This is a genomic window from Microcystis sp. LE19-41.2A, assembly GCF_027530405.1.
GTDB classification, from domain to species: Bacteria; Cyanobacteriota; Cyanobacteriia; order Cyanobacteriales; family Microcystaceae; genus Microcystis; species Microcystis aeruginosa.
The window spans coordinates 30,990-52,342 of record NZ_JAPZQJ010000024.1; the positions used below are offsets into that span (position 1 = coordinate 30,990).

The 21,353-nt window shown below is 39.0% G+C and carries 10 protein-coding genes; all 10 read left to right on the top strand.

From position 1 onward, the window contains the following. Positions 1-133 precede the first annotated feature (133 nt). The 10 genes from O9290_RS01000 (at position 134) to O9290_RS01045 (ending at position 21,219) form a co-directional block, all read left to right on the top strand. Entirely contained in the window at positions 134-3,067 is a 2,934-nt protein-coding gene (locus O9290_RS01000; protein WP_288056325.1) for an amino acid adenylation domain-containing protein, read from the top strand. A gap of 398 nt (positions 3,068-3,465) precedes the next feature. Beyond that, on the top strand, positions 3,466-7,287 hold the full coding sequence (locus O9290_RS01005; RefSeq protein ID WP_288056322.1) for a beta-ketoacyl synthase N-terminal-like domain-containing protein: 3,822 nt from the start codon (positions 3,466-3,468) through the stop codon (positions 7,285-7,287). A 56-nt stretch (positions 7,288-7,343) separates the two neighbouring features. After that, positions 7,344-8,063, top strand: a complete 720-nt coding sequence (locus tag O9290_RS01010; protein WP_287109102.1) for a Rossmann-fold NAD(P)-binding domain-containing protein — start codon at positions 7,344-7,346, stop codon at positions 8,061-8,063. Between the two features lie 170 nt (positions 8,064-8,233). Next, complete coding sequence (locus tag O9290_RS01015; RefSeq protein ID WP_288086608.1) at positions 8,234-9,991, top strand: SDR family NAD(P)-dependent oxidoreductase; 1,758 nt, start codon at positions 8,234-8,236, stop codon at positions 9,989-9,991. 45 nt (positions 9,992-10,036) lie between these two features. Continuing rightward, positions 10,037-15,040, top strand: coding sequence for a short-chain dehydrogenase (locus O9290_RS01020; protein ID WP_288086609.1), 5,004 nt, complete (start codon positions 10,037-10,039; stop codon positions 15,038-15,040). A gap of 145 nt (positions 15,041-15,185) precedes the next feature. Continuing rightward, a complete protein-coding gene (locus tag O9290_RS01025; protein WP_052277695.1) occupies positions 15,186-16,760 on the top strand; it encodes a PfaD family polyunsaturated fatty acid/polyketide biosynthesis protein in 1,575 nt (524 codons plus the stop codon). A gap of 35 nt (positions 16,761-16,795) precedes the next feature. Then, the gene (locus O9290_RS01030; protein ID WP_002761930.1) at positions 16,796-17,968 is read left to right on the top strand and encodes an MFS transporter; all 1,173 of its coding nucleotides are present in this window, start codon (positions 16,796-16,798) and stop codon (positions 17,966-17,968) included. A 64-nt stretch (positions 17,969-18,032) separates the two neighbouring features. Further along, positions 18,033-19,310, top strand: a complete 1,278-nt coding sequence (locus O9290_RS01035; protein WP_002789965.1) for an NAD(P)/FAD-dependent oxidoreductase — start codon at positions 18,033-18,035, stop codon at positions 19,308-19,310. 199 nt (positions 19,311-19,509) lie between these two features. Continuing rightward, positions 19,510-20,274, top strand: coding sequence for a hypothetical protein (locus O9290_RS01040; RefSeq protein ID WP_052277696.1), 765 nt, complete (start codon positions 19,510-19,512; stop codon positions 20,272-20,274). A 684-nt stretch (positions 20,275-20,958) separates the two neighbouring features. Then, entirely contained in the window at positions 20,959-21,219 is a 261-nt protein-coding gene (locus O9290_RS01045) for a hypothetical protein (RefSeq protein ID WP_288059741.1), read from the top strand. The last annotated feature ends 134 nt before the right edge of the window (positions 21,220-21,353 follow it).

The window sequence follows — 21,353 nt, forward strand, 5'->3', positions numbered from 1 at the left end:
CTGAACTTTTTTTGTCCGGCTATACCTCAATCAGCGAAGGTTCGTTATCAGTCCTTAATGGCTACCTTTTAAAAGACCAATGGGCGCAAGCCTTGCGCCCCTACCACCTAACATCTAATAGAGGATTATTCTTATGGCTTTTTCCCCCGAAATTCCCTACTATAAAATTATTAAACAAGCACAATTAACCCCTGATGCGATCGCTGTTTTAGATGAGACTTGTCCCCTAACTTATCAACAATTAGACCATCTTTCTAATCAAGTTGCTGCTTATTTACAGACTCAAGGTGTTAACCCCAATACCAGAGTAGGAATTATGACGGAACGAAATCCAGGCATGATTATTGGTATTTTGGGAATTCTTAAAGCCGGTGGCTGTTATGTACCCTTAGATCCCGATTATCCCGTCGCAAGATTGCGTTATATTCTTCATCATGCCACTATCGAGATTTTACTTACCGAACATCAGGTAAGTGAACAGTTAATTTCTTGTGTGACAGAACCTTTACCCTTGCAAACCATCCTCTTTTTAGATGAAGGAGAAAGATTAAACAAAATTAATGATTTAACTCAGATTACCACTTCTATCTGGCAAAAACACAGTAAAGAATCCATAAATCTTTGTAATCGTCCTGAGGATTTAATGGTAATTCTTTATACGTCTGGATCAACAGGACGGCCAAAAGGGGTAATGTTAAACCATCGCGGTTATATGAATCGTCTAGAATGGATGCAAAAAACATTTTCCCTGAAAACAGGCGATCGCATCGCACAACGCACCTCTTTTTGCTTCGATATTTCCGTATGGGAAATTTTCTGGACGTTAATGGAAGGTGCAACAATATGTCCCGTCAAACGCGAAGTAGTCTTAAATCCTTGGGAATTTGCTGCATGGATTAAAAAGACTAAAATTAATGTAATGCACTTTGTTCCCTCCCTTTTTGGGGAATTTATCAGTGCGATTGAAAACGAATCTTGGACATTTCCTGATCTACGCTGGTTAATCTTTAGTGGGGAAGCTTTACCCATGTCTTTTATCCAAAAATGGCTTGATTGTTATGGATTAAAGACAGGTTTAGCCAATCTTTATGGACCGACAGAAGCCTCAATTGATGTGACTTACCATATTATTACAGAACGTCCTGACGAACGCACCAGCAGCCAAATTCCCATCGGAAAAGCGATCGATAATGTCTATCTCAAAGTGTTGGATGATCAGATGCAACCGGTTAAACAAGGGGAAATGGGAGAACTTTGGCTTGGTGGCGTACAATTAGCGTTAGGATACCTCAAAGATCCTGAAAAAACCGCTAAAGCGTTCTGTTCTAATCCTTTTTCTGATGTCTCTGGTGACTATATTTATCGGACAGGTGATCTAGTCAAGGAATTACCCGATGGTACGCTGGAATATCATGGACGTATCGATAATATGGTCAAAATTCGGGGTTTTCGCATTGAATTAGGGGAAATTGAGAGCATCTTAACCACTCATCCCAATGTCCGCGAGGCCGCCGTTTTAGCTATTGATTACGGCGAAGGACAAAAACGATTAATTGCTTGTTTATCGGGGGATAAAATCAAAAACCGAGTTCTCAAAGCACATTTAGAGCAGAAACTCCCCCATTATATGATTCCTCAACGATTCGCTTGGTTTCCACAACTTGCTAAGAATCATAACGGAAAGTTAGACCGTAAAGCATTAGCCGCCGAATTACTTCCTGCTCCCGCTGCTCCCTCGGCTCCCCCTACTCCTTCTCTTATCCCCCTTGGACCGGCACAAAGTTGGTTAGTCAACTATTTTGAACCTCCCTATCAATGGTTGGGTTATACTCGTTTTCTCTATCATCAGTCTTTGAATCTTGATATTTTCAATCAAGCTGCTAATCTTTTGGTGCAACGTCATGAAGCTTTTCGGACGGTTTGCCTACAAAATCAAGGTAAATGGCAGCAATACTTGATCAATGATCCTCAACCTATCCTGGCAGAGTATTGGGATGGAAGCCACTTAACAGAAGCAGAACGTAATGCTAAAATTCAAGCTCAAATGTCAGATTTAGCTAAAAAAATCCAGATTGACCGTTGGCCACTCACTGCCACTCTTGTCGTTAAAGTTAGTCCCTATTGCTACGATATTACGATGGTCGCTCACCACATCATTGCCGATATGTTAAGTGCAACCATCTTGTTTAAGGAACTTTGGAGTGCCTATCATCAATTATTGGTAGGAAGTGATCCGACTTTTCCTAACCCTAATCCTCAGTCTTACTTAGATTTTGTGCAAGTCTTGAGGGATGAGGAGAAAAAAGGAACAATGAACGAACACTTGAATTATTGGAAGGAACAATTTCCCGATGCAGAGAGTCGCTTTGAAGTCCCCGTCGATCATGTCAAAGGCCCAAATATTGAAGCTTCTGCCGAAAGTGCGCGATTTGTCCTAAGTAAAGCGCAAACTAAACAGTTATTAAGCCAAGGCAAGGTTTATTATCAGTCTAACTTTTATCCTATTCTCCTTGCTCCTTTATACCGTTTATTAGGTGATTGGAGTCAACGCAAACAGGTGGTTATCAGTCATCGTAGTCATGGGCGAGATTTAGGCGAAGGTCAGTCTTTTATGGAAAGTATGGGCAATTATGCTGTAAATTTTCCCATAGGCATTAATTTATCCACTTCTACGACTTGGCAAAAAACTATCAGTACCATCAATGAGCAGTTTGAAAGCTTACCAATGAATGGCGTAACTTATGATTGGATAGGTGAGTCTTTACCTGAATATCTCTATCCTGATAGTAATTTAACCCCAGTAAGGGCTAATTATCTGGGAAATCGTTCGGTTCCTCTCTCTGACTTGTTTGAGTTTGTTTATGGCGAGCGCGATTGTCGTTTATCGCCACTGGATCAAAAACGTACCACATTGATTGAATTCTTTTTCCTAATCATAGATGGTCAGTTAGAGATAAGAATTGAATATTCTCGTAATTTCCATCTTCCTACGACCATTGAAAAAATCGGACAAGATTACCTCATTCTTCTTGAGGAATTAGTGCCTATTGGTGTTGCTGATTCCTAACCTTTCAGGGGGGAGTGTCAAGCAGTCCGTGGCATTGACTCATATTAAATCCGTTTGATTAAGTCAGGAGAATACTTTGGCAAAAGTGCTACCTCGAAAATGTCTTGACTATCGTACCCCGAATGAGGTATTCCCCAAAGGTAGATCAGATAGTGATGCAATTCAGACTTGAATTGGCGTCACCAAGAGCGTGATGGACTGCTCTAGTTACCAGATTTTTCCCCCCCCGAACGCTTACTAAAAATCATCCATTTGTGAGAGTAGATCATCCATTGTATAAACTTGGAACTCTGCCTAAACTGAAGCTAAAGGGAATCAAACAATTCTTTGTTCATTCTTTAAGAACTATTCGTTGTCTCTACAGACTGCTATATTATTGATTGGAGAACACACCTACAATGTCTGCTCAATCCTCAACCTCTAGCCTAACTGCTTTACAAAAAACACCGATCGCTATTATTGGAATGTCGGCCTTATTTGCTAAAGCCAAGAATTTACAGGAATATTGGCAAAATATTCTCGGTAAAGTGAATGGAATCACTGAAGTGCCAGAAAGTGCCTGGAATTTAGAAGATTACTATGATCCAGACCCGAAAGCACCAGATAAGACCTATGGTAAATGGGGGGGCTTTTTGCCTAAAATTGATTTTGACCCCTTAGAATTTGGTCTGCCACCTGATACGTTAGAAGCTTTAGATTCGGCTCATTTACTTGGTTTAGTGATGGCTAAACAAGCTTTAGAAGATGCGGGTTATAACCAAGGAAAAGAGTTTAATCGAGAAACAACAGGGGTTATTTTAGGAGGAAGCGGACTCTGGAAAAGCATTACTCCCTTAACCAGTCGTCTGCAATATCCTCTCTGGAAGAAAATTTGCCAAAAAAGTGGTTTATCTCAAGAACAAACCGACAAAATTATCGAAAATATGAAGGCTGCCTATGTGCCTTGGCAAGAAAATTCTTTCCCCGGTATGTTACCAAACGTCGTAGCAGGTCGTATTACTAATCGCTTTGATTTAGGAGGAACTAATTGTGTGGTGGATGCAGCCTGTGCGAGTTCCTTAAGTGCTTTAAAAATGGCGATCAGTGAATTAATTGAAGGCCGTTGTGACATGATGCTTACAGGGGGCTTTGACACGGATAATTCCATCCTTAACTATATGTGTTTTAGCAAAACTCCAGCTTTTTCTAAGAAAGATTGTCTCAATCCCTTTGATGCTACCTCCGATGGCATGATGGTAGGGGAAGGATTGGGAATGCTGGTGATTAAACGGCTTGAGGATGCAGAACGAGACGGAGATCGCATCTATGCAGTAATTAAAGGCATCGGGACTGCTAGTGATGGTCGTTTTAAAAGTATCTATGCACCGCGTCCTGAAGGTCAAATTAGAGCCTTACGGCGTGCCTATCAAGAGGCGGGATTTTCTCCCGCTACCTTGGGGTTAGTTGAGGCCCATGGTACTGGAACACCAGCAGGAGATTTTTGTGAATTTACAGCCCTGAATGAGGTTTTTAGCGAAAATAACGCAGAAAAGCAAACGATTGCTCTGGGTAGTGTCAAATCTCAAATTGGTCATACCAAGGCGGCGGCGGGTGCTGCAAGTTTAATTAAAACGACTTTGGCCTTACATCATAAAATTCTTCCTGCTACCATTAACATTACCGAACCCAACCCTAAATTTAAGATTGAAGACTCGCCTTTTTATCTCAACACCGAAACCCGTCCTTGGTTGTCCAAAGGAGAGACACCGAGACGAGCCGGGGTTAGTTCCTTTGGTTTTGGGGGAACTGATTATCATGTGGTGTTAGAAGAATATACGCCCAAATTACCCCAAGGAGAAAATCGAATTCATCACCGTCCCCAATCAATTTTACTCTGGGGTCAAAATCCTGAAGAATTAAGACAAACTTGTCAAAAAGCTCTAGAACAGTTGCAATCTCCCCAAGGGTCACAAGTTTATATTGAACTACAAAATCAAAGCAAATCGGCTCAACTTCCCTTAAAGGTTGCTAGAGTGGGCTTTGTTGCGACTTCCTTGGCGGAAGCTATTAAATTACTACAAGCAGCCGTTAAACAGTTGCAAAAACAGCCTCAAGCAGAGGCATGGGAACATCCCCAAGGTATTTATTACCGTAAGACGGGGTTATTACTGGAGGGAAAAGTCGTAGCATTGTTCCCCGGCCAAGGTTCTCAATACCTGAATATGGGTCGAGAAATTGCCCTAAATTTGCCAGAAATCCAAACCGCTTATCAAAAATTGGACATATTGAGAGCTAAAGCGGGTTTAACGCCCCTTTCAGCAGGATTATTTCCGATTCCTACCTTTAACGAGGTGGACGAAAAACGGCAAACCTCTTTACTGCAACGGACGGAAAATGCTCAACCTGCGATCGGGGCTTTCAGTGTAGGACTGTATAAAACGTTGCAAAAGACGGGATTTAAGCCAAATTTTGTGGCCGGTCACAGTTTTGGGGAATTAACCGCACTCTGGGCCGCAGGCGTTTTCACCGACGACGATTATTATTACTTGATCCAAGCTAGAGGCCAGGCTATGGCCGCACCGAAAGGAGCCACCCCTCAAGGGGCGATGTTAGCGGTGACGGGGAAAGTATCTCAGATAGCGCAATGGGTTGAAGGAATGGCCAATGTGCAGATTGCTAACTATAATGCACCTGAACAGGTGGTATTATCGGGATTAGCCTCAGAAATTGCCACTATTGAGAAGATTTTAAGCTCTCAAGGCTATCAGGTTACGCCTTTACCCGTGTCTGCTGCTTTTCATACTTCTCTAGTACGTCATGCTAGTCAACCCTTTGGGAAAGCGTTGGATCAAGTGACGTTTCATGCGCCCCAACTTCCGGTTTATGCTAATGTGACCGCGGCCCCTTATCCCAAAGATTTATCAGGGATGCGTCAGCTTTTAGAAGCTCAGTTGTTGAATTCGGTTCAGTTTGTCCAACAAATTGAAAATATTTATGCTCAAGGCGGATATTGCTTTGTGGAAATTGGACCGCGCCAAATTCTCACTAACTTAGTTAAACAGATCTTAGGCGATCGCCCTCATCTGGCCATTGCACTCAACCCCAGTCGGCAAAAGGACAGTGATGTTCAACTCTCACAAGGAGTAATGCAGCTTCGAGTTTTAGGTTTACCGTTAAACGATCCGGAAAATGCAGCTTTGACGGTGAAGACTCCTTCAAGCAAACGCAAAGGTATGATCCTGAAGCTGAATGCAACCAACTACATCAGCGATAAAACCAAAGCTTTGATCGGAGCTGCATTACAACCTGATTCACCTGCGGAAATAGAACCGTCAGTTGATTCCCAAACGGTTGAATCTAAGTGTGAGGAAGTGAAAGGGTCGGAAAACGAGGAAATTTTAGCCTCTATTCCTTCCGTCAACCCTTATCCTTCTGATTCTCAGCCTCTTTCAGAGGAAATTCCAACACTCAATTTATCTATCGTTTCTCGAGATCAAACTGTAACCATGACTATGAACAACGCTATTTCTAACAACATCAACCCTCTTTTACAGGCATTCTACCAATATCAACAGAGTCTTGCCAAGGTTCACGAAGAGTACATTAAACATCAATCCCAGAGTTTTCAATCAGTGTTGCAGTTATTCAAACAAAAAGAGATGACAGCAGTTGCTCAAATTGACGAACTCTCTACTCCTGCTGCTGCTTCGGAGAATTCAAAATTTGATCGGCAAAATTCAGAGGTTTCCTCTGTTAGCTTTCCTGATCCTACCCCTTTTAAGTCTGAACCTCAGCCCTTACGGACTCCAGAACCTCAACCTTTAAACACTGCACCTCAACCCTTACCGACTCCCGAACCTGAACCTGTTCACATTTCCCCCATTGTCAACTACTTAGAACCTCGTCAACCCATTGCAGCCATCTCTACACCTGAACCTGTGTCAGAAGTGAGCGAACCTTCTTTAGACTCCATTCAAGATGATGCACTAAGTCAAGCCTTATTAGAGGTTGTCAGTGAAAAAACAGGCTATCCTACGGAAATGTTGGAATTAGAAATGGATTTAGAGGCAGATTTAGGCATTGACTCGATCAAACGGGTAGAAATCATGGGAAGTCTGCAAGAAGCTTTCTCTGGGTTGCCCAAACTTAGCCCTGAAGCATTAGCAGAAAAACGTACCCTAGCCCACATTGTTCAGTATTTGAGGGAGAAAATGATGGTGACAGAAAAAAAAATAGCTTAGTTGTTACCTCTACCCAGTCTAACCATCGAAAACACGGTGATATTGGACGTTATCAAATGAAACTGAAGCCCCTTGCTGCACCTGATTATTGGGATTTTCCCTCAACCCCTGATCAAACCTGTTTGGTGACCGATGATGGTTCATCTACTACTGCCCAAGTTGCTCAAAGTTTGCTAAACCAAGGCTGGCAAGTTGTGGTTCTCAGTTTCCCTCAATTCCTTATTCCTGTGCGTTCTTCTCTTCCTGCGGGGGTTCGACATTTTGTTCTCAATCATTTAAGTGAAGAACATTTACAAGCACAATTGGGAGATATATTTAAAACTTGTGGACTGATCGGCACATTTATTCATTTACATCCTCTCTCTCAGGGGTTTAATCAAGATCAAGAGACTTCAATTAATTCTGATCAAGCGATTGTTAAACAAGTGTTTTTACTAGCCAAACATCTTAAATCTTCTCTGACGCAAGCGGCCAGTCAAGGACGCAGTTGTTTTCTCAGCTTAACCCGTTTAGATGGAGAATTTGGTCTCAGTGGAAAACGAGAATTTAGCCCTATTAGTGGCGGTTTATTTGGCTTAACGAAAACCTTAAATCTAGAGTGGGAATCGGTCTTCTGTCGCGCTCTAGATATTAGTCCCGACTTAGATGAAATGACAACGGCTCAAATTGTTTTAGCTGAATTGCATGATCCTAATAGCTTAATTCAAGAGGTGGGTTATACCCCAAAAGGTCGAATGACTTTGACTTGTGAATTAGCTTCTTTGAGCAGTAATTAGGGAAAAGTTAATAGTTAGAATAAAATTAGCTGGGCGCGAGCATTGCGCCCCTACAGAATTATATTTATTCAAATAAATTACGGTATAAATTCTGATTTTTAGCTAATATATACTAACTATTAAATATCAACTATCAACTATCAATTATCAACTAACACGGTATGTTCCCCATGATTAATGATACTCAACTTAATTCATCTTCGGTGGTTATTGTCAGTGGTGGTGGCCGAGGAATTACGGCTCAATGCGTTATCTATTTGGCGCAACAATATCATTGTAAATTTATTTTATTAGGTCGTTCGCAAATTTTAGATCCTGAACCTGAATGGAGTCTTTCTTGTCAAGATGAATCTGAGTTAAAGAGGCAAATTATGCAACATTTAGCAACTCAAAATGAAAAACCAACTCCGAAAAAAGTTCAAGCACTGTATCAACAACTCTGTCAAAGTCGGGAAATTAAGCAAACCTTATCAGAGATTGAAAAAGTAGGAGGAAAAGCCGAGTATTGCAGTGTTAATGTTACCGATTCACAGCAAGTAAAAGCAACTTTAAGACCGATTATTCAACGTTGGGGAGAGATTACGGGCATTATTCATGGTGCGGGAACGTTAGCAGATAAATTAATTGAAAACAAAACTGAACAGGATTTCGATAAGGTTTATAGTGTCAAAATTGATGGGTTAAATAGTTTATTAGGTTCCCTAGAAGTTAACCGATTAAAATTTATTGCCTTATTTTCTTCTTTTGTTTCATTTTATGGCAATATCGGTCAATCTGACTATTCTTTAGCTAACGAAATTTTGAACAAGTATGCTTATTTACTTCAACAAAAATATCCTAAATGTCATGTGGTTTCTATTGGGTGGGGTCCTTGGGATGGGGGAATGGTGACACCACAGCTTAAACAGTTGTTTGAGCAGCAAAATATTAAGGTTATTCCTCAACAAACAGGGGCGCAAATGTTAGCAGAAGAATTAACCCAAACTCAAGCTAAAACCCCTCAAATTATTGTGATGAGTAACCCTATTTCTCCTTCTCCTAAACTGGTTACACCGCAAAAGCATAGTTACCGTTTATATCGTCGGTTGACGTTACGAGGAAACCCTTTCGTTTATGATCATGTCATCGGGGGAAATGCAGTTTTACCCGCGATGTGTGCCTTAGCATGGATCACTAATAGTTGCGAACAACTTTATCAAGGATATCGTTTTTTAAGTTGTCATAACTATCAGGTGCTTAAAGGAGTTGTCTTTGATAAAAGTTTAGCTAATTTGTATTGTTTGGATCTGACTGAAGTTGATAAAACAGAAGATGAAATTAAATTTGAAGCCTTAATTTGGAGTGAAACCGCTAAAGGAATTCCCCTTTATCATTATCGGGGGATTATTAATATTACTAAACAAGTAATAGCTGAGAGAAAACTTGAGGAAAGTATTCAGACTGTTACGGAATCTTTCCTTAATTTACAACCCTATCAAGCAGGAGTTCTTTTTCATCAGCCCAGATTTCAAGGAATTAAGAAAATCTTAGAAATTAATAAAAACGAACTTGTTTTTAACTGTTACTTACCTCGAATTTCTGCACAAGATCAAGGACAGTTTAGTGTTCAATCCTTTAATTCTTATACGGCTGATCTCTTGTTTCAATGTCTTTTAGTTTGGGTCAGAAAACACTACAATTCTGGTAGTTTACCCCTAAAACTAAATGAGCTTGAGCAGTTTAGTTCCCTCCCTTTTAATCAAGAATTTTGGATCAAATTATCCATTAATGAACATAGTGATACTAAGGTAATTGCTAATGCACTTGCTTATAATTCTCAAGGGAAAATTTATTTAGAAGCAAATAATATGGAGGTTACTTTGAGTTCTTGTCTTAATGTTTTGTTTCTTAACAATACGGTGAATTCATCGAATACTGTTTGCTTGTAATTTTTTCTCAATTGATACCCTATTTACATTTTCACAGGAGATATTATGAAACCTTCCAAATTAGCGATCGCTGGACTAAGTGGCTTCTTTAATCAACTGTTAACCAGTCAACAACTATCAGCTTTAATTTATCAAGGAAACTCCCTTGATTATTCTAACAAACCGATTAGTGATCATTCTTGGTCTATCTTATCAAAGATGTCTGATCAAGGGTTAAAAGATTGTACTTGTAAGATAGGAAAAAAAGTCGCTTTAATTACTGCTAATAATATTAGCAACAATCAAGAAACTGAGCTTAAAAATATTAGTTATCAATTGGAAAGATTATGGAATTGTTCCATTGTTCCCTTTCAATTAACCCAAGGATCTGATTCTTTATTAAAGTCTCTCGAATTAGCCCAAATTCTCTTAACCGCCAAAGAAGTTGATACAGTTATTATTAGTGCGCTTAATAGGAATTGTGAGTCTATTATTGGCGGAGCTTTAATCCTCAAAGATTATGAAACAATCCCCAACAATAATAATACGCTTTTTTACGGGATTATTGATAGCTTTAGTAAAATAGTTAACCCCTTATCTTCTCCATCAGTTGCGATTAAACAAAGTTGTCAGCAAGCATTTAAAAATGCTAAGATTCACCCCTCAAATATTGGTTATTTAGCTGTTTCCTCAAGAGAGATAGATCAAGGGTTATTAGAAGCTTATTATGCTAATCATAATAACCTAACTTGTGCAGTTGGAACAGTCCAAGAGAATAATAATAACTTAGGGATAACTGAAGATTTAATTAGCTTAATTAAAACAGCACTTTGCTTAAAAAATCGTTATCTTCCTGCTTCCGCTCAACTGTTAACTTCTAATCTTACTCAAGAATGGCAAAATAGTTCTTTTTATCTACCTGATGTATCACTTCCTTGGTTTCTTGAAAAAGGACAAGAAAAACGCTATGCTGCGCTTAATTTAGTCAATCAAAATAATACTTATAGTCATTTAATTTTATCGGAAGCAACTCCTCAAAGTACACCCAATAATGGCTATTTACCCTATGCACCATTTTATCTATTTCCCCTCGCTGGAAATGATAGTTCATCTTTACAAAGTCAGCTTGATAACTTAACCCATAGTATTGAAAACAGTTTCTCCTTACCCCATCTTGCCAAAGAGAATTTTATTCAGTTTCAACAGAATTCTCAGTCTCCTTATGTTGTAGCAATTGTTGGGAATAACAAAGAAGCTTTGCAAAAGGAAATTAAACAGGCTAAAAAAGGAATTGATAAAGCCTTTCATACAGGAAAGCCGTGGAAAAGTCCCCAAGGAAGTTATTTTACCCCTAAACGGTTAGGAAAAGTGGGTAAAGTCGCTTTTGTTTATCCTGGTGCGTTTAACTCCTATTTAGGAATGGGAAGAAATCTTTTTCAATTATTCCCTAAATTATGGGAGAGAGCAGAGAGTTTAATTAGTGATCCTGCTACCTTTTTTCAAGCAAACTCTCTTTATCCTCGCCGTCAATCTCCCCTTTCTAAACAAGACTTAGAAACCCTAGAAACTCAATTCATTGCTAACCCTTTATCTCTCTTAGAAACGGGAACGGGTTTTGCGGTTTTATTCACCGAAATTATGCAGAAATATTTCAAGATTAAACCTGATGCTGCCTTCGGTTATAGCATGGGAGAAAGTACCATGATGTATTCATTAGGAGTGTGGCCAAATGCGGATCAAGGAAGTCAATTTGTTCATTCTTCTCCCCTATTTAAAACCCGTTTAATGGGAGCTAAACAAGCCGTTGCAGAATCTTGGGGTCAACCGATAGATGAAAATTCATGGAGTAGTTATGTTTTAATGGCTACAGCTGAAGCAGTTCAGGAATGTCTAAAAACAGAAAGTAAGGTTTATTTAACCCATATTAATACCCCTCAAGAAGTTGCGATCGCAGGAGATTCTCAAGGTTGTTTACGGGTGATTGAAAAATTACAATGTGATCGGTTTCGTTCGCCTTCTGATATGGTTTTACATTGTGAAGTTATGCAATCAGAATACAATGAGTTTCTTAAGCTAAATACGGTGACAATAGGAACACCACCTGATACTATTTTTTATTCCTCTTCTCATTATGATTCTCTGGCCTTAGAACAAGAGAAAATTGGTGAGCATTTAAGTCAAGGAATGTGTCAAATGTTAGATTTTCCTCGCTTAATTGAACGCACTTATCAAGACGGGGTAAAAATTTTTCTAGAATTAGGATCAGGAGGAAGTTGTTCTCGTTGGATATCGGAAACTCTTGGTCAAAAAGAGCATCTTGCATTGTGTATTAATCGTCGAGGTGCTGATGATTTAGCGACCATTATTAAGATGTTAGCACAATTAGTCAGTCATGGGGTAGAACTAGACTTATCCCCTCTTTATTTAACAGATGAAGCAGAAACCTTAGAGGCGATTTTTAAGACAGTGTTAACCACAGCACCCAAAGCTAATATTGAACCCCAAACTGAGCAACAAAATTCAATTATTCGAGAAAATACTGCTTCTCAAAAAGTCGCTGCTTTAGTCGCTTCTTCTACTCAACTTCTTTCCCAAGTTCCAACCATTTCTACAGTTGATCATTTAAGAACAAGCGTTATTTCTTCTCATCCTAAAACCGTTAGACCTTGTTTATTTGATCAACCTGAGATTCTCGAATTTATTGAAGGTAAAGTCTCTAAGGTTTTTGGTCAAGAATATGAACCCATTGATCATTATACCCAACGAGTCAGAATGCCGTCTCCTCCCTTTTTGTTCGTCAGTCGGGTGACTCAATTAGAAGGAAAATTAGGTGATTATAAATCAGGTTTCATCGAAACAGAATATGATGTACCAGAAGATGCTTGGTATGCAGTAGATGGTCAATTAACGGTAGGAATTTGTAAAGAAGCCGGCCACGGACTCCTGATGCTATTAAGTTATATCGGGACAGATTTTGAAAATCAAGGAAAACGCTCTTTCCGTTTATTAGATTTATCTGCAACCTTCTTATTTGAACAACCTGAAAATGTTAAGTTGTTACGGTGTCGAGTTAAGATCACCTCTTCGGTTAAAACTGATGATAGCTTATTAATTTTCTTCCAAGGAGAGGTGTTAATTGGGGATCAAGTTTGGATGAAACTTCATGACGGTTGTGCTGGACTCTTTTCTGATGAAGAATTAGAAAAAGGACAGGGAATTGTGCTAAAAGAGGCTGAAGAAAAAGAAAGAAACTTGATTAAAAGACAACAGTTTACTCCTCTTTTAACTTGTTCTAAGTCATTCTTTAAAAAAGAAGAACTTCTTAATCTAAGTCAAGGCAATATTGAGGCTTGTTTAGGGAAAAACTATCAACAAAATGGCTTAAATTCTTCCCTCAGATTACCCCCAGAAAAACTCTTAATGTTAGAGAAAGTGATGATGGTAAATCCTCAAGGAGGAATAGCTGGACTAGGGTTAGCAGTGGGAGCAAAACAGATCACTCCTGAGGACTGGTATTATTCTTGTCATTTTAAAAATGACCCCACTTTACCGGGGAATTTAATGATTGAAGGAAGTATCCAACTGGTGCAATTTTATTGTTTATGGTTAGGGTTACAAACTCACAGGAAAGATGCTCGTTTTCAGGTGATTCCTAATCAAACCCAAGCAGCCCGTTTTCGGGGACAAGTGACTCCCCAACATGGAACTTTAATGTATCAAATGGAGGTGTTAGAAATTGGACTTTCTCCTCAACCTTATCTTCTGGCTAATGTGGATGTTATTTTTGGCGGAAAAACCATTGCTACTATTAAAAATATTGGTGTTCAACTGGTAGAAAAAACAGACACCATTCCCAGTATTTTCCCACCCATTGAGTCAGGAACATTCCCCCATATTTCCCAATTATCAAAACAGTCATCGGTTTTATTTAATGAAAACCAATTAAAAACCTTTGCTAAAGGATCAGTGGCTGCCTGTTTGGGATCAGAATTTGACATTTATGAAAATCGTCAATCGGTTCGTTTACCTAACGGGGAGTTTCAGTTAGTCAGTCGGGTATTAGACATCGAAGGTAAACGTCATGAATTGCAAAAACCATCGGAAATTATTACCGAATTTGATGTCAAAGAAAATGCTTGGTTTTATAACCATAATGCCTATCCCACTTTGCCCTACTGTACTTATATTGAAATTGCCGGTCAACCTTGTATTTTCTTAGGGGTTTATATGGGAGCAACTTTATTATTCCCAGAAGATGATCTTCATTTTCGTAATTTGGATGGACAGGGAACAATTCTCAAAGAAATTGACCTCCGTAATAAAACCATTACGGATAAAGTTCGTCTCCTTTCTACCACCGCTATTCAAGGGGCAATTATTCAAAAGTTTGAGTTTGAGTTATCTTGTGAAGGTGAGCCTTTTTATCGGGGAAATATGGTCTTTGGAGACTTTAGCACAGCCTTGTTAGCGAATCAAGTGGGACTTGATGGTGGAAAACGTCTTAAACCTTGGTATCAACTGAATAATTTATCCGATTTAACCGTACAGGAAATTAATTTACAAGATTCCTTAACTCACCAAAACTTCTATTCAGTAAATCCTGAAAAACCCCACTATCGTCTTTCTCAAAATTATCTTGATTTTATCGAAAAAGTTTTCCTAATTGAAGATGGGGGTAAGTATCAAAAAGGATATATTTATGCCAGTCAATCAATTACTCCCGAAGATTGGTATTTTCCCTTCCATTTCTATCAAGATCCCGTCATGCCTGGTGCCTTAGGCATTGAGTCTATTCTTCAAGCTATGCAAACTTATGCGCTGCAATTAGACTTAGGCAAATCTTTCAAAAATCCTCGCTTTGGTCAAGCCATTAATCATCAAATCACCTGGAAATATCGAGGACAAATTACACCCGAAAATCGTTTAATGTCTTTAGAAGTGCATATTTCCGATATTCGAGTCGAAGATGATGTAATCACAATTATCGGAGATGCCAGTCTTTGGAAAGAAGACTTAAGAATTTACGAAATTAAAGACATCGCCCTGTGTCTATTAGACAGTGAAGAGTGAACAGTTAACAGAGACCAGTGTATCTCGACTACTCGGTTAGTGCATTAACCATCGAATTGGGATAACCCCAGTTACCAGTGAATAGTAAACACCCATCTTTCTTTTCCGTCAGTTTAAAGTCAACAACAATGGAGAAATAAACCCCATGTTAACTAGCCATAACCCTCTTACTAGCTCCCCTAAACCATCTATCTCCTTTGATAGTGAAGGAATTCGAGAAAAATTAGCCAATTTAGAGCAGCCTTGTTATGTATATGTCAAAAATAACCAGATAGGACTTTCTCACGAACCTAATGCTGATATACTGCCCCGTAGCATGATTAATGCCCTATCACCCCAACAATTAGGCGATCGCGCTTTTTGTGACTTTCATGGTTTAGACTATGCTTATGGGGCGGGTGCAATGGCCGGGGGTATCGCTTCCGAAGATTTGGTGATTTCTCTGGGAAAAGCGGGATTTTTAGCCAGTTTTGGGGCAGCCGGGTTAGTTCCCCAACGGGTTGAAAAAGCCATTCACACCATTCAAGAAGCTTTACCCAATGGACGATATGCCTTCAATTTAATCCATAGCCCCTCAGAGGAAGCCCTAGAACGGGGTTCAGTGGAACTTTACCTCAAATATGGGGTAAGAACTGTTGAAGCCTCTGCTTACCTGGATTTAACCCCCCATATTGTCCGTTACCGAGCATCAGGATTACATCTAAATTCTCAAGGCGATATTGAAACCCAAAATAAGATCATTGCCAAAATTTCTCGGACCGAAGTTGCTCAGAAATTCTTAAAACCTGCTCCCCCTAAACTGCTGAAAGCTTTAGTTGAACAGGGACAAATTACAGCCTTACAAGCAACTTTAGCTGAAAAAGTTCCTTTAGCCGATGATATAACCGTTGAAGCTGACTCTGGTGGTCACACAGATAATCGTTCTTTGGTTTGCCTTCTCCCTTCTATTATTGCCTTACGCAATGAGATTCAACAGCAATATCAGTATGAGCGTTCTATTAGAGTGGGGGCTGCTGGTGGGATTAGTACTCCAGAATCAGCCTTAGCGGCCTTTATGATGGGAGCGAGTTACATTATCACAGGTTCGGTGAATCATGCTTGTATTGAAGCGGGAACATCTGAACATACCAAACAATTACTTGCCCAAGCAGCAATGGCCGATGTGGTAATGGCCCCTTGTGCTGATATGTTTGAAATGGGGGTGAAAGTTCAACTCTTAAAACGGGGAAGTTTATTCCCCATGCGCGCGCAAAAATTATATGATTTGTATCAAACTTATGAGGGAATTGATGCCATTCCGACCGAGGTTCGTCAAACCATAGAAAAGCAAATTTTCCAAAAACCATTAGAGGCCGTTTGGCAAGAAACCCTTGCTTATTTTCAAGAGCGAGATCCCGAACAAATTGAACGAGCAAATAATAATCCTAAACGGAAAATGGCTTTAATTTTTCGCTGGTATTTAGGGCTTTCTTCTCGTTGGGCAACCAGTGGACAGCCACAACGAACAATGGATTATCAAATTTGGTGTGGTCCGGCGATGGGTTCATTTAACGATTGGGTTCGAGGAACTTATTTAGAATTTTCCGAAAATCGTCAAGTGGTGGATGTAGCAACTCATATCATGCGCGGTGCAGCTTATCTCTATCGTCTGCAAAGTCTGAAGTTACAGGGGGTTAATCTTCCGTCTCCCTATCATTTTTATCGACCCACGCCTCTTTAAAAACCCCCTTATGAACCTTGTGCTGGAATTTTCCCATGATGACTAAAAATGCCAATTCTCCCTTTTCTGTTGGACTTCCCGCCCTTTATTTAGTGGCCTTTTTATCGGGAATTTCCCTAGGGTTATTTAACCCCTTTGTTTCTACCCTTATGAAAGAAAAGGGTTACGACAATATTGTTATTGGGGCAAATTCTACTCTTTACTTTTTTGTCATTGCCGCAGGAACACCAATTGTGGCTAGTATTCTTCGCCAAATTGGATTAAGAAAAACCATGATGTTAGGATTCCTTTTAATGGGAATAACTGCACCTCTATTTGCCTTTACTACTCAATTATCTCTTTGGTTTATCATTCGTGGCGTTATGGGTTTGGCCTGTTGTTTATATCTGATTTCTGGACAAACCGCTATTAACTATTTTTGTAATGATCAAAATCGAGCCATGGTTAATGGTTTAGATGCTTTAGCTTTTAGCTTAGGTTTTGGTATCGGTCCGATTATGGGAGCAGTCGCCTATAATCTTTCTCCTAAGATCACTTTTTTATTAGGAAGTGGCTTGATTTTAAGTGGAATTGTTGTTGTCTTTTTTGGATTACCAGAGAAAACGGTTAAGTTTCAAAAGCCCAATTTTAGCATTATTCAAAAGCTCAAACTTCCCCTACAAGGAGCTTTTGCTTATGGCTTCAGTGTTGCCACCTTAGTTTCTCTTTATCCACTTTTTTTACTCGAACAAAACTATGGTATTGAGCGCATGGGTTTAATCTTTGGCTTGTTTATTTTAGGCGGATTAATTTCAACCGTTCCTATTACTCATTTAGCCGATAAGATGGGTAAAGTTAAGGTTTTAGTCGGTAGTGTAATTATTGTAATTGTTTCAGTTTTTGGCTTATCTTTAATCGAAAATCCCATGATTACCCCCTTTTTAGCTTTTGTCTCTGGGGTAGGAATGAGTCCCATTTTTCCCTTATCATTAGCCCTGATTGGTTCTACCGTTACCCTTAATGAATTATCCTCCGGGAGTGCTGTCTTTACCTCAATTTATAGTGCAGGTTGTACCGCCGGTCCCATTCTATCAGCTATTGTCATGACCATGATGGGAACTCGGTATATCTTCTCATTAATGTTAGTCATTTTTGTCTTATTTTTGCTGAGTTTAAGTCAGTCCCAAAAGTCCCATTCTGACTATCAACATTCTTCGGAGAATAGTTAGGAAAGTTTCTTGAATTTTAACTACACTAATTAACCCCATTCACAATTTATTCAAGGACAAAATCATGGAAAAATTAGCAATCATTGGTTCGGGTATTTCTGGCTCTCCCATCGCCTATTATCTTCAAGATCAATATGAGGTTGATGTCTATGAAAAAAGTAGTCGTGTCGGCGGTCATGCTCACACCTTAGATTTGGATGAGGATGGTCAACGGATTTCTTTTGATACGGCTTTTGTGGTTTGTAATAAACCTAATTATCCCAACTTGATGAAATTTTTTGCTGATTTAGGAGCAGAGACTCAAGATCATTTAGGCGGATTTAATTTTTATAATTTGGATACTGGAATGCAGTTTAATTCCCTAGATCTAGAACTGCCGATGGAAGAATTCGCTCGTCAGCAACCTTCAGAATTAGTCGCTTGTTATCAAGAAGCTAAACGTTTTTTTTCAGAAGCACGGGCTGATTTTTGGGAAGGAAAAACGAGAATTTCTATGCAAGAATATCTAGATAAAAATAACTATAGCCAAGCCTTTCGAGATAACTTTGTCATGCTAATGGGGTCAGCCGTTTGGTCAATTCCTACTGATTTATTAATGGAGTTTCCCGCTTCAACTTTTATCAGCTTTTTTATGACTCATGACCAAGGCGGTTTAGGGGGAAAAACGGTCGAATGGCAAACCGTTAAAGGGGGAAGCAGTCGTTATGTTGAAAGGGTCAAAGATGCTTTAAAGAAACCCATTCGCACTGAACAAGAAGTGATTTCCGTTAAAAAAAGAGAAGACGGAAAAGTCACGATAAAAACGACCACAGATGAAGAAGTTTATGATAAGGTGGTTATGGCTACTCACGCTGATCAAGCATTAGGAATACTTGCTGAACCAACTGAATTAGAACAAAACATCTTAGGCTGTTTTAAGTATAATGAAACCGCCGTAACTGTTCACACTGATCCAGTTATTATGAACCCCGATCGCAGTAAATGGCAATCCTGGAATTATGGGCAAGTAACTAAAGAAGGAAAGCTTTATACTTATGTCACTTATTATGCCAATAAAGTACATAATTTTACCGCCAAGAAAGATTATTTTGTTTCCTTAGATACCCCCCCCATCGCCATTGATGAAGATAAAATTATCCGCATTCTTAAGTATCGACATCCAGCTTATGACATGAATACTCTAGAGGCGCAAAAACAAATTTATCAACTCAATGAAACTGGCCCTATTTACTTCTCAGGGACATATTTCCACATCAAAAAACGAGGCATTGATTCCTATGGCTTTCATGAAAGTGGCATCGGTTGTGCGGTTGAATTAGTTGAACATTTGAAAAAAGGATAATGTTTGGCAAAATACAGAATCAATAATCAGCAACTATACTCAAGTATTTTTCTTGACTCTTTTGAGTAAATTTAACTACAGCTAACTGTTAGTTTCTTAAAAGAAGTTGAAAAATTCTGCTCTTTGCTGAAACCTCCTTTAGGATAGAGAAAACATTCTTGACTACAAACTCTAAAAAATTGACACAGGAGATTTAACAATGAACTCAAAACATCTAGCAACTCTATTAGGATTAACCTCTGTAATCGCTCTTAATCCTGTTCTTCCCGTTAAAGCTGAACCCGTTATTTATATTGAAACAGGGGGGAAAGACAGTCTTCACTTTGATCCTAATGTACTAGCCGTGTTGGAAAGTATTGGTTTATCTTTGGCATCGGTTGAGAATACTGATACTCCCGCACAGGGATATGATTATGCTTTTGATATTCTTCCTCCAAGTTATGACCCTAATATAAGAGGAACGGATTGGGTATTTAGTTACGATGGAGAAACAGATAATTATGAGGCGATTAGTGGAACAACTGAATTGACTGGAAGTGTCTTTTTCAACGTTGATCAAACTAAACTTAATCTTCCTCCTGTGTTCGAGATCGGGGATTTTTCTGCCTTCTTTGAAGTTAATACCGATCCCAATATTCCTGAGCCTTACTTTGTTTTTGTGAGAGATACAGCCAACACAGGTCTTCCAGTTTTTAGCACCGTAGCACCCGGCTTACCTAATGTTGATTTGGTCAATAATACTTGGATTCTAGAACCTTTAGGAATTCTTTTAACGAAAGAGTTTAGTGATTATTTAATAGCAGCAGGAGCAACACAATCGGTTGAAGGATTACAAGTTGCTGTAGCCAGAGGAGATCGTACTTTTATTCCTTTTGCTACTTCTGTTCCCGAACCTACGAATCTTGTAGGAATTTTTTCGATTGCTGGCTTAGGGTTAATTATGAAGCTCAAAAAGTCGGTTTAGTTAACCTCTGCATAACTAGAGGGCTCTCTTGGGTTTGGTGGGTAAAATGTGTTCTAAGATACAGTCCTGCTGGCGAGCGAGTGGAAGGAACCACAGAGACACAAAGGACACAGAGATCGATCACTCCTATATAAGTTAAACTTATCACACAAAGAATAAGAGAGCCACTAGAGTTGTTGTGTAATAATTAGAAAAGCTTGAATCTCTGCCACAATCGAGTGTTTAGTAATTTTAAACTATAATTTCTGTCACTCCACTCAATTAAAGTAAGAGATTCAGCCGTTTTGATTGTTACTTTGCAACAACTCTAATGATTACTTGTCATTTTGCTATATAGGGAAATTGTTCATGAATTCTTTGTTTTCATCTATTGGATTAGCATTAATTGCAACCACTTCTGCAATGTTCGTTCCTGTAACTACTATAGCAGCGACGTTTGACTATAGCCCATCTTCCGCACTTCTTAACATTCAATTGATAATTTTTACTAATACATTGCTTACAACCCATTGCCAGTAAGGATTATAGCTACAATGATGGATTTTTATCAAGGTGAAGAATTGTAATTGGTTTTCTCAGAAAAAATCAATTATTGAAAATAGTTCTTAATAGTATTCTCTACAATGACAGTTTTTCGTAAAAACATCTTGGGGAATGTAAAAACATATAAAAATATATGAAGATGTGCGGAATGTCGGCTATAGTAAACTACAGTTAATTTCAACACGACCTATTGAATCTAATCATGTTCTCAGCTTTTTTGGTGATCAAGCACAAAATGAGGGGTTTTTAGCTTTTGCGAATGCAGATTATTCTGCACCAGATGCTGGTCATACAGGAGGACGAGAATTAAATGCAGGAACAACCTCTTATTATACGGCTGGTCGAGAAACTAATTTAATTGCTAGTGGAGCAACTCGTTCAGCAAGCTTGAATGGAATATAGCAATTCTTGGAGCTATGAGGTACAATGGAAAGCAAATAGACAAATAATAGAACTTACCAGCTTCCTATGAGACCCTATTCCGTAGATTTTCGCCAAAAAATTATCGATGTCTGGAAGAAAGAAAAAATTTCCAT

Excerpts from the sequence above, each read along its gene's own strand:
- O9290_RS01000 (WP_288056325.1), top strand. The coding sequence starts at position 134 with ATGGCTTTTTCCCCCGAAATTCCCTACTATAAAATTATTAAACAAGCA.
- O9290_RS01005 (WP_288056322.1), top strand. The coding sequence starts at position 3,466 with ATGTCTGCTCAATCCTCAACCTCTAGCCTAACTGCTTTACAAAAAACA.
- O9290_RS01010 (WP_287109102.1), top strand. The coding sequence starts at position 7,344 with ATGAAACTGAAGCCCCTTGCTGCACCTGATTATTGGGATTTTCCCTCA.
- O9290_RS01015 (WP_288086608.1), top strand. The coding sequence starts at position 8,234 with ATGATTAATGATACTCAACTTAATTCATCTTCGGTGGTTATTGTCAGT.
- O9290_RS01020 (WP_288086609.1), top strand. The coding sequence starts at position 10,037 with ATGAAACCTTCCAAATTAGCGATCGCTGGACTAAGTGGCTTCTTTAAT.
- O9290_RS01025 (WP_052277695.1), top strand. The coding sequence starts at position 15,186 with ATGTTAACTAGCCATAACCCTCTTACTAGCTCCCCTAAACCATCTATC.
- O9290_RS01030 (WP_002761930.1), top strand. The coding sequence starts at position 16,796 with ATGATGACTAAAAATGCCAATTCTCCCTTTTCTGTTGGACTTCCCGCC.
- O9290_RS01035 (WP_002789965.1), top strand. The coding sequence starts at position 18,033 with ATGGAAAAATTAGCAATCATTGGTTCGGGTATTTCTGGCTCTCCCATC.
- O9290_RS01040 (WP_052277696.1), top strand. The coding sequence starts at position 19,510 with ATGAACTCAAAACATCTAGCAACTCTATTAGGATTAACCTCTGTAATC.